General features: G+C 39.3%; 12 protein-coding genes. 10 read left to right on the forward strand and 2 right to left on the reverse strand.

What is annotated here, in order from left to right:
* Positions 1-103: 103 nt before the first annotated feature.
* The 8 genes from nuoF to BLR11_RS08695 all read left to right on the forward strand — a co-directional run bounded on the left by nuoF (position 104) and on the right by BLR11_RS08695 (position 8,591).
* On the forward strand, positions 104-1,981 hold the full coding sequence (nuoF, locus tag BLR11_RS08665; RefSeq protein ID WP_218118756.1) for an NADH-quinone oxidoreductase subunit NuoF: 1,878 nt from the start codon (positions 104-106) through the stop codon (positions 1,979-1,981).
* A 13-nt stretch (positions 1,982-1,994) separates the two neighbouring features.
* Positions 1,995-3,719, forward strand: a complete 1,725-nt coding sequence (locus tag BLR11_RS08670) for an NADH-dependent [FeFe] hydrogenase, group A6 (protein WP_091650784.1) — start codon at positions 1,995-1,997, stop codon at positions 3,717-3,719.
* A gap of 195 nt (positions 3,720-3,914) precedes the next feature.
* Positions 3,915-4,679: a ParA family protein gene (locus tag BLR11_RS08675; protein ID WP_091650786.1), complete on the forward strand. Its 765-nt coding sequence runs from the start codon at positions 3,915-3,917 to the stop codon at positions 4,677-4,679.
* Positions 4,669-5,592: a ParB/RepB/Spo0J family partition protein gene (locus BLR11_RS08680; protein ID WP_245675124.1), complete on the forward strand. Its 924-nt coding sequence runs from the start codon at positions 4,669-4,671 to the stop codon at positions 5,590-5,592. Before BLR11_RS08675 ends, BLR11_RS08680 begins: the two co-directional genes overlap by 11 nt.
* Before the next feature lie 100 nt (positions 5,593-5,692).
* On the forward strand, positions 5,693-6,217 hold the full coding sequence (locus BLR11_RS08685) for a DUF4446 family protein (RefSeq protein ID WP_091650792.1): 525 nt from the start codon (positions 5,693-5,695) through the stop codon (positions 6,215-6,217).
* Between the two features lie 15 nt (positions 6,218-6,232).
* Positions 6,233-7,183, forward strand: coding sequence for a M23 family metallopeptidase (locus BLR11_RS08690; protein ID WP_091650794.1), 951 nt, complete (start codon positions 6,233-6,235; stop codon positions 7,181-7,183).
* A gap of 205 nt (positions 7,184-7,388) precedes the next feature.
* On the forward strand, positions 7,389-7,523 hold the full coding sequence (locus BLR11_RS14600) for a hypothetical protein (protein WP_281240850.1): 135 nt from the start codon (positions 7,389-7,391) through the stop codon (positions 7,521-7,523).
* A gap of 201 nt (positions 7,524-7,724) precedes the next feature.
* Positions 7,725-8,591 (forward strand): cation diffusion facilitator family transporter, encoded by an 867-nt coding sequence (locus BLR11_RS08695; protein WP_091650796.1) that lies wholly within the window; start codon positions 7,725-7,727, stop codon positions 8,589-8,591.
* A gap of 53 nt (positions 8,592-8,644) precedes the next feature.
* On the opposite strand, the gene BLR11_RS08700 is transcribed toward BLR11_RS08695, so the two are convergent.
* Positions 8,645-9,373, reverse strand: coding sequence for a M48 family metallopeptidase (locus BLR11_RS08700; protein WP_091650799.1), 729 nt, complete (start codon positions 9,371-9,373; stop codon positions 8,645-8,647).
* Between the two features lie 172 nt (positions 9,374-9,545).
* On the opposite strand from BLR11_RS08700, the gene BLR11_RS08705 reads away from it, so the two are divergent.
* Complete coding sequence (locus tag BLR11_RS08705; protein WP_091650800.1) at positions 9,546-10,103, forward strand: 3'-5' exonuclease; 558 nt, start codon at positions 9,546-9,548, stop codon at positions 10,101-10,103.
* A gap of 165 nt (positions 10,104-10,268) precedes the next feature.
* On the opposite strand, the gene BLR11_RS08710 is transcribed toward BLR11_RS08705, so the two are convergent.
* Complete coding sequence (locus BLR11_RS08710; RefSeq protein WP_091650802.1) at positions 10,269-13,271, reverse strand: diguanylate cyclase; 3,003 nt, start codon at positions 13,269-13,271, stop codon at positions 10,269-10,271.
* A gap of 416 nt (positions 13,272-13,687) precedes the next feature.
* Between BLR11_RS08710 and BLR11_RS08715 the strand changes: the two genes are divergently transcribed.
* The gene (locus BLR11_RS08715) at positions 13,688-15,577 is read left to right on the forward strand and encodes an LTA synthase family protein (RefSeq protein WP_218118757.1); all 1,890 of its coding nucleotides are present in this window, start codon (positions 13,688-13,690) and stop codon (positions 15,575-15,577) included.
* Positions 15,578-15,589: the final 12 nt, after the last annotated feature.

Raw genomic sequence — 15,589 nt, forward strand, 5'->3', positions numbered from 1 at the left:
TTTTGGAGAATCTAAAACACGGGCATATGTTCGGGAAAGTATTGTCATATTGTCTACAGGAACAGTATACCCAGAAAAAAACTATAGGAGAAGAGGATCGCGTATGATGATTACAGCAGAAAAATTAAAGGAAATGCAAGATGTATATAAAACTGCGGTTTCCCTTCGGCTGGAAAAAAATGATAGAAATGAACAGCCGACAGTGTTTGATGTACTGATTTGCGGAGGCACAGGCTGTAAATCCTCCGGGTCCAAAGAAATCCAAAGACAATTAGAATACGAATTGGCAGCGAGGGGAATGCTAGATAAAGTACACGTAGTACAAACAGGCTGTCATGGTTTTTGCGAAAATGGTCCCTTGATGATTATTTACCCGGGGCAGTTTTTTTACTGTCGAGTAAAGCCGGACGATGCAGGAGAAATTGTAGAGAGTCATTTATGTAACGGCCGGCCTGTTGAGCGCCTGCTCTATTACGATCCCGTTGATGGAAAGCCGGCATTAACGGCGGCGGATGTTTCGTTTTATAAAAAGCAGAAGCGTATTGTATTGGAACATTGCGGTCGGATTGATCCAGAAAAAATAGAAGAGTATATTGCAGTTGGCGGATATGCTGCGTTAGTTAAGGCTCTTACGGAAATGACACAAGATAAAGTCATCGAGGAAGTGATTGATTCCGGTCTGCGGGGACGAGGCGGAGCCGGATTTCCGACGGGTAAAAAATGGAGTTTTGCAAAAAATGCAGAAAGCGATAAAAAATATATTATCTGTAATGCGGATGAAGGAGATCCGGGAGCCTTTATGGACCGAAGTGTTCTCGAAGGAGATCCGCATCGGGTACTGGAAGGAATGGCAATAGCCGCTTATGCTATTGGTGCAGATGAAGGCTATATTTATGTACGGGCGGAATACCCGTTGGCGGTGCAGCGGTTAAAAATAGCAATTCAGCAGGCAGAGGAAAGAGGTTTTTTGGGAAAAAACATTTTTGGCAGCGGGAAAGATATTATGCTGCATATTAAAGAAGGGGCGGGAGCCTTTGTTTGTGGAGAAGAAACAGCACTTATCGCATCCATTGAAGGGCGGCGGGGCATGCCGCGTCCGCGTCCGCCATTTCCTGCAAACGAAGGATTGTGGGGAAAGCCGACAAATAATAATAATGTTGAAACTTATGCCAATGTTGCACAGATTATCAATAAAGGCGCTGCGTGGTATCGGCATTTTGGTACAGCAGAATCGCCGGGTACGAAAGTATTTGCTCTTACCGGTAAGATAAATCATACGGGATTGGCCGAAGTGCCGATGGGGATTACCATGCGTGAAATTATTTATGATATTGGAGGCGGTATCTTAGACGGGAAAAAATTTAAGGCAGTGCAGATAGGCGGTCCGTCCGGAGCTTGCCTGCCGGAAGAACTGCTGGATTTACCGGTGACGTATGATTCTTTGACGGAAGTAGGGGCCATGATGGGATCAGGCGGGCTGGTAGTCATGGATGAAACAACCTGTATGGTGGACGTAGCTAAGTTTTTCATTAATTTCACACAATCTGAATCGTGTGGGCAGTGTACCCCCTGTCGGGAAGGTACTAAGCGTATGCTGGAGATATTGACACGAATTACAGAAGGCGGCGGATCCGAAAGTGATTTGGAATTATTAGAGATATTGGCGAGGAATATAAAGCAGGCTTCTTTGTGTGGATTGGGGCAGACAGCACCGAATCCGGTTCTTAGCACGATCAAATATTTTCGGGATGAATATGAGGCACATATCAAAGAAAAACATTGTCCGGCGGGTGCGTGTGAAAGCCTGGCCAGTTATATCATTACGGATGCGTGCAAAGGATGTGGGTTATGTGCACGAAACTGTCCGGTACATGTTATAACGGGAAAGGTAAAAGAAAAACATTGCATTGATCAAGAAAGATGCATTAAATGTGGCACCTGTTATACGAATTGTCCGTTTGACGCAATTATCAAAGAGTAAAGGGGGCTTGAGTATGAAAACAGTATCTTTGACAATTAACGGAATTGTTGTTAAAGCACCACAAGGCTTTAGCATATTGGAAGCAGCCCGTTCAGCCGGTATTTATATTCCGACACTCTGTTATCATCCGGATCTGGTACCGGAAGGAGCTTGCCGCATGTGCATTGTGGAGGGCAGCGGGGCAAAAACATTAGTGGCATCCTGTATGTATCCAGTAGAAGAAGGGATGATCGTAAAAACAAATACGGCAAAAGTGCGGGAGGCACGGCGCATGGTGATAGAACTTTTGTTGGCAAATCATCCGAAGAATTGTTTGACGTGCCGCAAAAACGGAGATTGTGAATTACAAACAATGGCGGCTGATATGGGAGTCCGGACGCATCGGTTTGACTGGGGAGAACGGAAAATACATACGTTTGATGCATCTAATCCTTGTTTGGTTCGCGATCAGGAAAAGTGCATCTTATGCGGGCGATGTATTCGTGTGTGCCGAGATATACAGCAAATGAATGTATACAGTTTTGCCAACCGGGGATTTAATTCTATCGTTTCAACGGCATTTGAACAAGATTTAAGCAAAGTAGCCTGTACCTATTGCGGACAATGTGCCAGTCTTTGTCCGACGGGAGCCATCGTTGAAAAAGATGATACAGAACGCGTATGGGAGGCGATAAACGATCCGGGAAAAGTGGTGGTTGTCCAAGTTGCTCCCTCTGTACGGGTAGCATTGGGAGAAGAAATGGGGATGGAGGCGGGCAGTATTGTAACAGGGAAAATGGTGGCGGCGCTTCGAAACTTAGGGTTTGATAAAGTATTTGATACAAATTTTAGTGCTGATTTGACGATCATGGAAGAAGGATATGAATTTCTCGATCGACTGACAAAAGGCGGAGTGCTGCCGATGATAACCTCATGCAGTCCGGGATGGGTAAATATGTGTGAGCTGAAATATCCGGATTTATTGAACCATTTATCTACGGCGAAGTCTCCGCAGGGAATGTTCGGCACCGTCATAAAAACCTACTTTGCCCATCAAGCAGAAATTGATCCGGCGCATATAGTCAGTGTTTCTGTTATGCCGTGCACTGCGAAAAAAGCGGAATGTGTGCGGCCGCAATTACGTGATTCGGGATATCAGGATGTCGATATTGTGATTACGACGCGCGAATTGGGACGGATGCTTCGCGAAGCCGGCATTGATTTCAGGAGCATCCGATCTGTGGATTTTGATTCACCCTTAGGGTATGGAACCGGAGCCGGAGCTATTTTTGGAAGCAGCGGCGGCGTCATGGAAGCAGCGCTTCGCACGGTAGCGGATATTGTGACAGGACAGGATTTATGGGATATAGAGTATACGGAAGTACGGGGATTAGATCGTACAAAAGAGGCGCAGATACAGATGGGAGATAAGGAAATTCGGATTGCGGTGTGTAATTCCCTGGGAGCAGCGCAAAAAATGATGGATAGGGTGCGAAATGGTACGGCATCGTATCATTTCATTGAAATCATGGCCTGTCCCGGAGGCTGTATCGGAGGCGGCGGACAGCCGGTTCCAACCAATATGGATATTAAGAAAAAACGTGCGGAAGCATTGTATAAAATTGATGAGTATTCTCAATTTCGAAAGTCCCATGAAAATCCCGATATTAAAACTATTTATAAGGAATGGCTGGAACAGCCATTAAGTAAAAAATCCCATCAATATCTGCATACTACATATGGCAGGCAGAAACGCTGAAAGTACCCTTGATCAAGTTAAATAAAAACGGCTGTAGACGAATTTTAAGGACGATATCTATACGCCGTTTTTGTTTTTTTATTAGTTTAACTCCATGATTTATCAAGAAGAAATACCTGTTTTTTCGTGAAATTCATAAAGACCTATGATATACTATAAGATAGCAAAACTTTTATGTGAAATGAGGTGGCTTTGGTGGCACATATCATTGCCGTAACGAACCAAAAAGGAGGCGTCGGAAAAACAACGACTGCCGTTAATTTAAGTGCCTGTCTGGCGGTAGCGGGAAAACGCACGCTTTTGATAGATCTTGATCCACAAGGAAATGCTACGAGTGGACTAGGAATAGATAAAGAAAGATTGGAAGGCAATTTGTATGATTGCATTATTGAGAAAGTCCCCATGACGGAGGTTTTGCAAAAAACTGCAGTAAAGAAACTCCATATTGTTCCGGCAACAATGGATTTAGCTGGAGCAGCAGTTGAACTGGTTAATATGGAAGGGCGTGAAACCGTTTTACGGCAAGTAATTCAATCTATCCGGGATATGTATGAGTTTGTTGTTATTGATTGTCCGCCTTCATTGGGATTATTAACTATTAATGCGTTGGTGGCGTCTGATTCCGTAATTATTCCCGTGCAGTGTGAATTTTATGCATTGGAAGGTTTGGCACAACTGATGCAGACGGTAGAAATGGTACGGGACAGTATGAATAAAAGTTTGCGGTTATTGGGGTTGGTTCTTACTATGTTTGATGGAAGAACTAATTTATCAATTCAAGTTACGGAAGAAGTTAAAAAATATTTTAGCGGACAGGTTTTTAATACTATTATTCCAAGGAATGTCCGCTTGGGAGAAGCGCCAAGCCATGGCGAACCAATTACTACCTATGATCCCCATTCTCGGGGAGCGGAAGTATATAAGAAATTGGCAAGAGAGGTGATTGACCGTGTCGGTTAAAAAAAAAGGACTGGGTTCAGGAACTGGATTAGGAAAACGGCTGGAAGCCTTAGGACTTACAGAAAGCCATCTGGATGATGTCAGGAAACCTGCACTGGAAATAGAAGTTACCGATATTATACCCAATCCTCGACAGGCACGTAAAATCTTTCATAAAGAAGCGCTGCAAGCATTGGCAGATTCTATTAACCAATATGGAATCGTACAACCGGTGGTAGTTCAAAAAAAAGAAAATGGAAAATATGAACTTATTGCAGGCGAACGTCGGTGGCGGGCGGCTCAGTTATGTCATTTAAAAACGGTTCCGGCTATTATTAAGGAATACACCGTTGATGTAGCTACGGAAATTTCTTTAATTGAAAATTTACAGCGCGAGGATCTTGATGTGATTGAAGAAGCGGCTGCCTATCAGATGTTGATTCAAGAGTTTGAACTGACACAAGAACAGGTATCGGCAAAGGTTGGTAAAAGTCGTTCTCATGTAGCTAATATGGTGCGTCTTCTGCAGCTTCCGCAGCGTATTCAGGAAATGCTTTCTGATGGACGGCTTACTATGGGGCAGGCACGTCCGTTACTTATGCTGAAGAATGAAACACAGCAGCTGAATTTGGCAGAGCGGATTGTTCGAGATGGTTTGTCAGCACGTCAAGTAGAAATATTGGCTAAAGCAATAATAGAACGTGAAGGAAAAGAAGAAAAAAAGCCGGCAGAAAAAGATGTATATTTGGAATCACTTCAAGATAAATTAAAAATGCATTTAGGTACCGGTGTTTCTATTCATTTGAACCATAAAAAAAATGCCGGAAAAATTGAAATTTCTTTTACATCTGAAAAGGAATTTGAACGATTGTTAGCAATGCTTACAGATGAAGATCAGAAACGAGAATATGCTATTTCTGATTTTAGTGTTTGAAAAAAATTATAATTAATTTACAATATAGGTTGTTTTTTTGGCTTTTTTTAGTGTATTATAAAGTACGGACTTTAAATAGATACTTCAGCAGGAGGAAAACATGTGGGATGGAATGAATATGGGGATGATGTATCTGGTTGCTGCTGGCGCAGTGGGGATTTTGCTATTGCTCTTGCTTATATATATAGTAGTGTTGAATTATCGTGTTAATAAATTAACAAGGAAATATAGTTTTTTTATGCAGGATGAAACAGGGAAAAGCGTAGAAACCAAGTTGCGTGAAGATGTAGTACAGCTGCGTGAATTGTCGGACACGTTAGATTCTCTTTACGGCACACAAGCGGAAATGCTGACAATACAGAATCATTGTTTTCGAAAAATTGGGTTTGTAAAGTATAACGCGTTTGATAATATTGGAAATCATCTAAGTTTTGCCTTTACTATTTTAGATGGTAAAAATGATGGTTTTTGTCTTTCCAGTGTGTACGGAAGGAATGAGTCACGTATTTTTGCGAAACCTATTGTTAATGGACGAAGCTTATACAGTATGAGCGAAGAGGAAAAAGAAAGTTTGGAAAATGCATTACATTATACGGGAGAAGTAACTGCCGTTAACAAAGAATGAAGAAGGGACCCATAATTGAATATCCAGACATATAAGCGTCAGTGTCAGTGTGAAGTAAAGAAATTAACTAAACAATTTCACGCACTTCGTAACAATCGAACAGGACCTATTTTAATTACGCCAAGGCAATATAGACGTGCAGTTATAACAGCTGCAGCGGCAGCGCTATTAATTGTAATCGGAGTTGTTGTAGGTATATTTGAATATGTAGAATTACAGAATGTGCGGGAAAAAGAAGTGCTGCATGAGCAGCAACTTGAGATTATGAGGGATAAAACTGCATCGTTGCAGGAAAAAATGGATAAGTTAGATTCGCTGGATCAGGAATTGCGCCAGATGGTGAAAGGAGCTGAAACTGGCGACAGCCCAAAAGGTGATGGTGGGGTAATAGATAAGCCGAAGAAATCTCCGGACATTTCTAAAGCAAGTTTTAATGATTTATTACTTACCACCTCGCGTATGGAAACCAGGGTGAATGCTCGTGTTGTAAGCTTCATCACGTTAAAAACAGTTTTAAGTGACACTGCGGGTGAACAAGTCCGGGAAATGCAGCAATCTCATAAAAAATATGAATCGTCTAATTATCCATCTATATGGCCGGTTAAAGGGACTATTACGTCTAAATTTGGATATCGTGGAAACCCCATCGGTGGAGGTACGGGTTTTCATGAAGGTGTTGATATTGCGGCAGACTATGGTACCCCTATAAGAGCAACGGCCTCAGGAACAGTAACAATTGCCGGTTGGACTGGTGGGTATGGCAATTTGGTAGAAATTGATCATGGCGGTGGATTTGTAACACGATATGGTCACAATTCGATGTTGTTGGTTGTTCAAGGACAAACAGTTAAGACTGGGGATATTATTGCTTTGGCTGGCAGTACAGGAAATAGTACAGGGCCGCATTGTCATTATGAAGTTCGTGTAAATGGCACACCGACGGATCCGATGTTGTTTTTACCATAATATAACAGGGAGAAGCGTTATCTGAAAAGATGACACTTACTCCTTGTTTTTTTAGTTGAGGCCTATATTGGAAGATAGACAGAATGGGGAGAAGTTAGTGAAAAATTAATAAAAATCAAATAGATTTTATATTTTACTAGTTACTATTTTTGATATCCATGCTGTCTAGATAGATTGCGTTGGAAACGAATGCATTAAAAAAAATATGGATAAGATTTTACAAATGGATTCATTGGGACTTGGCGTGATGATGAGCGGGATTGTTGTAGAACAAAATGGTTCTATTTTTTCAGAAGGAATAGCGGACGCTTTCATGAGAATGTCTGATTTTCCGAAGTAATAAACATATTAGCATGATAAATGAGAAAATAACAGACTTATTCTCATTTACGTGTTTACAAATGAGAATAAAAGTGGTAGTATTAGTTCTACCGGACAGATTACATCTTGTAATCGGGCGAAAGCAACAGGTCAGCCTGTGGGAATATAGGTAAGTTCCCACAGGCTGTTTTTATATTTTAATTTGAAGGAAGATATATATATGCTGCAACAAGAAATTCAATTGAAACGCAATACTGCAAGGTTATCCGTAATTAGCAATATAATTTTAGTGATATGTAAGCTCTTTGTTGGAATGTTAACTGGTACTGTCAGTATTTTTTCAGAGGCGGTTCATTCAGGAGTCGATCTTCTGGCAGCGGCAATTGCTTTTATGGCAGTTAAAAAAGCATCATTGCCTCCCGATCAAGATCATGATTATGGACATGGAAAAGTAGAAAATATATCCGCTGCATTTGAATCCTTATTGATTATTTTGGCGGCCGTGTTCATTTTATCAGAAGCGATTACTAAGTTGACGGTACCACAGAAACCACAATCATTAAATTTAGCGCTTATTGTTATGTTAGGGTCTAGCTTGCTCAATATTTTTATTTCACGTCGATTATGTATCGTTGGCAAACAGACGGGGTCACAAGCTTTATTGGCAGACGGAATGCATTTACGCACAGATGTATGGACTTCGGCGGGTGTCATGGCAGGAATTCTGTTTATGAAAATAACCGGATTTTTGTGGATTGATCCGTTGATTGCTTGTTTAGTAGCAGGTGGAATTATGCGCGTTGGTTATAAAATGTGTCGTTCGAGCTACGATGATTTAACAGACGCATCATTAAGTGACGCTGAAGAAAGCCGAATTGGCAACATTATTATGAAAAATCCGGAAGTGCTGGGGTTTCATCATCTTCGTACACGTATGGCGGGTAAGGAAGTATTGATGGATTTTCATTTGGAATTAGACAAAAAATTATCGTTGTGTCAAGCGCATACTATATCAGAAAAAGTCGAAGCATCACTGCATGAAGCATACGGAAATTGCGATCCTGTTATACATATTGACCCTAAATGATAATTTAATACGAAAAAATATAGTAATCATATCCTACGATAAGGTACAGATATTTATATGCAGAATGGTTGATATAGGAGCATTGCTTTTTTTCGTTTCTTCCAATCAGGCATAATTTTTTCTATCAATCCATAGAACTGGGAAGAGTGATTAGGATGCAGAAGATGACAAAGTTCATGTAAAATAACGTATTCTGTGCAATCGTTTGGCATAACCGTCAAATATGTATTTAACGTTATTATTTGTTTGCAAGGGATACAAGATCCCCAACGAGATTTCATTAAACGCTGGCGGAATTGGGGGGGAGTTATGCCATATGGACGAACTAATTTCAGGCTTTGTTTGATGATAGGCGGCAGATGTTGTGATGCTGTTTGATGTAGAAATTTATGATAAAGGCTGCGTTTATACTCCCAATCATCTGGCCGGGTCGTTTTTATTTGCAATATATTATTTTCTATGGATATTAAGTTTGATTGACTGCGGTTGACTTGTACAATCATTTTGTTTCCTAAAAGATATATTACATCTTTTGATTTTAAAGATATTACAGGGTGTAATCGTTTCTGCTGGCGTAGTTGATAGAGCGCACGTAAAATAAAATGTTTATGCAGGGTGAGAAAGATTTCTATGCGGGTTTGAGAAATATGGGAGGGGGAGGAAACATACACTGTTTCATCCGGACGTATACGAAGATTGATGTTTTTGATGTTCTTTTTTTCCCAAGTATATAAAATGGCGGTATTATCAAATGTAATCTGGCATATGTGTATATTTTTCATATTTATTCCTTTGAGTATATTGTTATAAAAGCAGAAAATCAAATCATTGCAGCGGGAATACTATACGCAGGAAGTACCTGTATTTTGAAAGGACAGATTTTATATAAAAAGACTGCATTTTCAAAATACATGGTATAATATAGTATAATTGTTTGAAAGGATGTTATTATAAATGTTGGATTTTACAGCGATTGATTTTGAAACAGCTAATAAATACGCTAATAGCGCATGTTCTTTGGCTGCTGTTACAATGCATGATCGACAATGTGTACAAGAAGCATATTCTCTTATCCAACCGCCATTTATGCGCTTCGATCCAGTAAATGTAGAAATTCATGGGATAACTGAAGATAAAGTAGCACACAAACCAACTTTTGATGTGTTGTGGACAGATATACGACGTCATTTGGAAGGTAGAATTGTTATTGCTCATTATGCAGTATTTGATATGCGCGTTTTGCGTAGTATGCTTAAAACATACGAATTGGAACGACCTAAAATGCAATATGCATGTACGGTGGAAATATCACGTAAAGTTTGGCCAGAGTTACCTGATCACAAACTGGATACCATGGCCGACTATTTGGGGATTTCTTTCCAACATCATCAAGCGCTTGACGATGCTCGGGTTTGTGCAGCAATCGCCTGTTCTGCAGCTGAAAAACTGCATGCAGCTTCTTTTGAAGAGCTAATGGTTCTTACAGGATTGACATTAAAACAGTTTAAGTAAATTGCTATATTTTTATAGGCATATAACGTTGAATTTACAAGGAATGGAAAAAAAGGTTGCAGCATAATAGGATGGAGTCAATAATATAAAAAATAGATAATGATTTGGAGATTAGAAAAACGAAGAAGAAACTTACGTTTGAATTTCTTCTCCGCTTTTTTGATCTTATTTTTTTTCTGTATTTTTAATAGTGTTCTGCAATACGATGTGCCAATTTATTTCAGATGTATTGCCGATAGCAATATCAAAATTAAAATGTAAATGTCTTTTTATTTTTAGAAAAATTTGAACCTTACGTACTTCATCAAACGTTTTTAAAATTTGATTTCGGATAATTGATTTTGAAAATACATAAGGTTTAAAAAGAAAAAACTGGTTTTGTTTATAGTTACTCAGTATGTATTCATTACCTAATATAAATCGAAATACATGTCCCACTATCTGACCTTCACCGGTAAATGAAGACGGGTTTTCTGCATCAAAGGTTTCCTTTAGTCCCAAAATTTTGATAAAAACAACAGCAAATGGTGTTTTTTCCGGCAAGTGAGAAACAAGGGTATCAATATATGGTATTGCTGTATCCTGTGAATATAAACTCAGTTCGTTATCAAGGAGCAGCGGGTTACAGGCCAATGGAAGCCATTGGCGTGATTTGCTGATGTTGCAGCAAAAATTGAAGGCATATATTTCTTTAGATACAGGGTTATTGGTAAACCACATTTCTTGTGAGAAGACCGCGGCAGCAGCATTCGGTTTTTTTATTTTAAATTCTTTATACATTGATATTTTTCCGTTTTTAGCGGCTGTTAATAAATTATTTCGACTGAATATATTCCAATAGGTCGACTTATCCTTACCAGAAAGGTGTATTGCTTTTTGATTGCAGTATGAGCTGTACGAAGGATAATTTTCTATGGTTTTAAGAGGGTAATATTCTTCTACAATATCCTGTGTAAGGTTTATTTTTGCACAGCTATAGGCCGTACGACGCAGTGCTGTGAATAATCGATTTTCTTTTATAAAGCGGTAGTGCTTTGTTTCAATAGATGGTAGATATTCTGTAATGCCGATGGCTTTTCTTGCAATTCCCGTGCTGGTGTATAATGTGTGATAAGATAAAGCAGCCCAACAGTATTCCAGCGTTCTTCTGCTTCTGACCAGAAAAGCGCCGTGACCTGTGGGATTTCCGCGTAAGAGACCATTGCAAAAAGCTTTATAAGAAACAACGGAATCGGGATGAATCCATCCTTCTTTAATAATGGAAAGGGGAAAGTTAGGGACGATAGTATTTGCTACATAAGTTTGCGTTGTATTATCGAACATAGCAAATACTTTGGTTTTAAGATCAACCTCCCAAAGCATACTGGAGGTCTGATCAAAAGCGATACGTAATCGTTCATTGCTTTCTGCGATAACGTTTTCTTGTTCTTTTAGACGCGTAATATCTGTAATAATGGCTAATACCACTGGAAATGTATTGTCATAGGGAATCCGGACGGCCCGCAAATGACGCCAGTTTATTTTTCCGGAAAAATCTTCTGTACGAAAAGTAAGTTCTATAGGAGCGTCCTTCACAGCTCCGGTGCGCAGCGCATTTTCAAATTTTTTTAAATCAGGAGAATATATTTCTTTTAATAAATCTGGTTCCTCCCACTTTTCTGTTTGAGAATGACCGAAAGCTGTTTTAAAACTGGGACTTATGTAAAGCAATTTAATTTCAGCGGCAACTTCAATGAGCAAAATACCGCCATCCATGTATTGCAGCAAAGGTTGCAACTGTATGGAGTTAAAAGACGGAGCTGTTTTTGGGGAAAGCGATACAGAGGGAGCGTCATTTGTAGTTGATGTTTCTACTATTTGATATCGACTTTTTCCTGCATTTTTTGCTGTGTAAGCAGCGGCATCTGCCGTTTTATAAAAAGAAGTAAAAGAAACTTTTTTTTTGGCAACCGCTACACCGATACTGGCAGAAACATTAATTGTTGGATTGGTACCAATCGACAGTTGCAAGGAACTGCAGAGCGCGGCTGCCTTTTTATGAATCACTTCGTCGGAAGCGTTAAACGTACTATATACTAAAAATTCATCGCCGCCAATGCGTCCGATAATATCAGATGTTCGGAAAGAGTGTCTAAGTATAGAAGCAATATGGATTAATATGTCATCTCCTGATTGGTGTCCTAAGGTATCGTTGATTTGTTTAAAATCATCAATATCGATCATAAATAAAGATAAAGTACTGCCATTTTCAAAAACAGATAACTTTTCTGTAATATGTTGTACCGTTGCCTCATGATTGTATAATTTAGTTAAAGAATCGCGCGAAGCCAATTGAGCTAAGCGTTCCATTTTGCGGCGTTGTTCATCAATATCGCTAAATACAAGGACGGCTTTGATTTCATCAGAAGTCAATTGTTTGGTGAGATGTACGTTCAATCGTACCCAGAAAATCTTTTCTGCGGTAATAAAACGGAATTCTAATTTATCTTTTAATATATTACTTACATAAAGACTTAATAAGTGCTCACGTGTCAAAAATTCTGTAAATTCACTTCGATCTTCTGTATATACAAAATGAGTCGAAAGGTATGCAACATAAGATATAATTAAGCCATTTGTCAACTGGCGGCAGATATAATCGGAAGTTCCGTCTTCATAATCAACGATTCCGCTGGTAAGATTCAGTGTAGTATAGAGAAAGTAGTCACCTGCAGGCCGCGCCGGTTCGGATACGGAAATAGATACGGGAGCAGTTGTTGCGGCGCCTTTATTAACAAGTTCAATAATTCCGGCATCAATGACAATTTTTTCTATTTCTCGTCGAGGTTCTCCCACCATATGAACGTAATGAATGCTGCCGTTTTTTGTAATAATGCGAAAAGTAATAGATAAACTTTTCTTTGTTGTAACCGCATTTTTTAATGTTCCGAACAAGGTCGGCTGATCTGCCGAATATACAAGTCTCCAAGTATCGATGCCCATACAGCTGTACATATCTTTTTCATCATTATATCCGCACAGGCGATAAAATGCATCATTAGCAAAAAGAATGACAGGGGGTTGCTGCACGGTTATTGTGCATAAAGAAATACAGCCGTTATCAGCCAGCTGTTTGATGATGGACAGACTATTATCTGCGGTTAATCTATGTGGTTTTTTGCTGTTCATGGTAGACACCTGTTTCTATCATGCAAATAAGGGTTTACAAAATTATTACAATAAGTAAATACACTTATCCTTATACATTATACAACAAACGATTGTAATGTAAATATTTTTTATTGGCTTTTAGTTGAGTATATAAAAATATAATGTATATTATACGTTTTTTTATAAGTTTAACTAATAAATGCAGTATATATATTATGTTTTATACAATTAAACAAAAAAATATATATTTTTGTTGAGAAGCGATGCAGCAGCGACTGGATTCGTATTGCAAACAAATAAAGTGCAATAGTATGCAAAATAATGTGATAATTATATCGTATTATTAATAAATAAATCAGATGTATATGTATCAGGAGGATCTTGAATGTGTTAAAATGTAAGAGCCACAACTTTGATTGAAAGGAGATGTTACATTGCGATTTTTACATCATATACAACAAGATTTAAAGCTTTTTATTTATTTACACGTCATCATAATGATATTCCGCTGGTCTTTTATTGCAATTTATTCAGGGCAATTAAACGATGCCAATATGCATGACTTATGGTTGACTTTCTGGTTTGGGCTGCGTATTAGTTTAAAGACCGCAGCAGCGTTTACGGCAGTATCCTTGGTTTTTGCAACAATACCAGCCAGTTTTTTAAAAAAATGGCCGGGAGACCGGATTCGCTTAATTTGGGGAAGTATCAGTACTGTTGTGTTGTCTTTTTTATTTATGGCGCGGATTCCTTATTATCGAGTGTTCCATCAATCCTATAATATTATGCTCTTCAATGGAATGAAGGATGATAAAACTGCTATATGGCAGACTATGGTTAGTCAATATCAGTTATGGCCGCGTTTGGCAGGTTGTATTATATTAGCAGCTATTTTAGTATATCTATGGTACCGTTTTTCACAAACAAAAACTTGGACACCTAAACAATATGTACGCCCTGTTGTTTGCGTTATTGTTCTATTTTTACCTGTGTTTGGTATTTTTTGCAGATTTGGCGGAGCATTTAATTCGGATAGCGGAGTTCCATGGGAGGATGCAGGACAAACTCGGTCACACTTATTAAATGAGGCCATACTTGATGATGGGCAGGCCTTATATAGGGCATATAAGACGTATCAGCGCGCATATAGCAAGGCTCAACGCAAGATTTCACCACAAGAGTTAAAGGATGCAATTCGTACTTTAGGGGGAAATCCCAATGCTAAGACGATAGATGAAGCTTTTTTGCATAAAGCACCAGGTTCTCCGCTGAAAACACCGCCTAAGGAGGTGGTGCTTGTTGTTGGGGAGAATTATGCGTTATGGCCTCTTTTACCGCAATATCAAGACCTGGGATTATGTCTGAGTGGAGAAAAATTAGCTAAAGGGGGAGCTTCTACGTATCAATTCTTGGCGGCAGGAAACGGTACAATAACGTCACTTAATGGTTTGTTTACGGGTCTTCCTTATGTAGGATTATCCCCTAATTATATCCAAAACCCAGATGGAGCATATGGAATGGGTATTGGGATGCTTATGAAAAAAATGGGATATAAAACGGTTTTCTGGTATGGAGGATTAAGCAGCTGGCAAGATATAAAGGCATTTACTCTTCGAGAAGGGTTTGATGAATTTCATTGTTCTGATGAAATGCCACCGCAAGATGAAGGAACGTGGGGCGTCCCTGATGGAGAACTATTTAATGCTATTCAAAAATATATGGCAAAGGATACGGGAAAAACCTTTCATATGATTATGACGACAACGAATCATCCGCCATTTGCTTATAATGTAGATGCTTATGGTTTTCCTCGCAAAGAAGTTACAGAAAAACTGCCCAAAACGATTCCAACAGATAAAGCAACAATTGACCAGTTAGGCCATATTTGGTATGCAGACAATGTTTTGGGTAAATTTATTGATGATGTTTCGGCTAAGGACCCTAGTGCCTTATTTGTTGTAACCGGCGATCATGCAGAACGTTTTAATTTTGCTACGGATGTGTCTTTGCCGGAACTGAGTGGAATTCCTTGTTTCTTTTATGGTGATGGGGTTACTCCGAATATGTTGCCTCCTGAAGCAGCAGGTAGTCATTTACAGATTATACCGACCCTTGCGGAGTTCATTTTGCCGCAGGGTGCTGAATATGAAGCGTTGCTTCCACCGCTTACGAGGTCACAACAGGCGTTTAACTATCGACTGGTTATTAACAAGGGAGCCATGATGGAAGAGAAAAATATGCATGATATGTCATACGAGAAATATATTACAGCGGCGAATACTATTGCGATATGGCGTATTTTAAAAGGAAATGCAATGCCTTAATATAAAGTAGAA

It is taken from the genome of Megasphaera paucivorans (assembly GCF_900103535.1).
GTDB lineage: Bacteria > Bacillota > Negativicutes > Veillonellales > Megasphaeraceae > Megasphaera_A > Megasphaera_A paucivorans.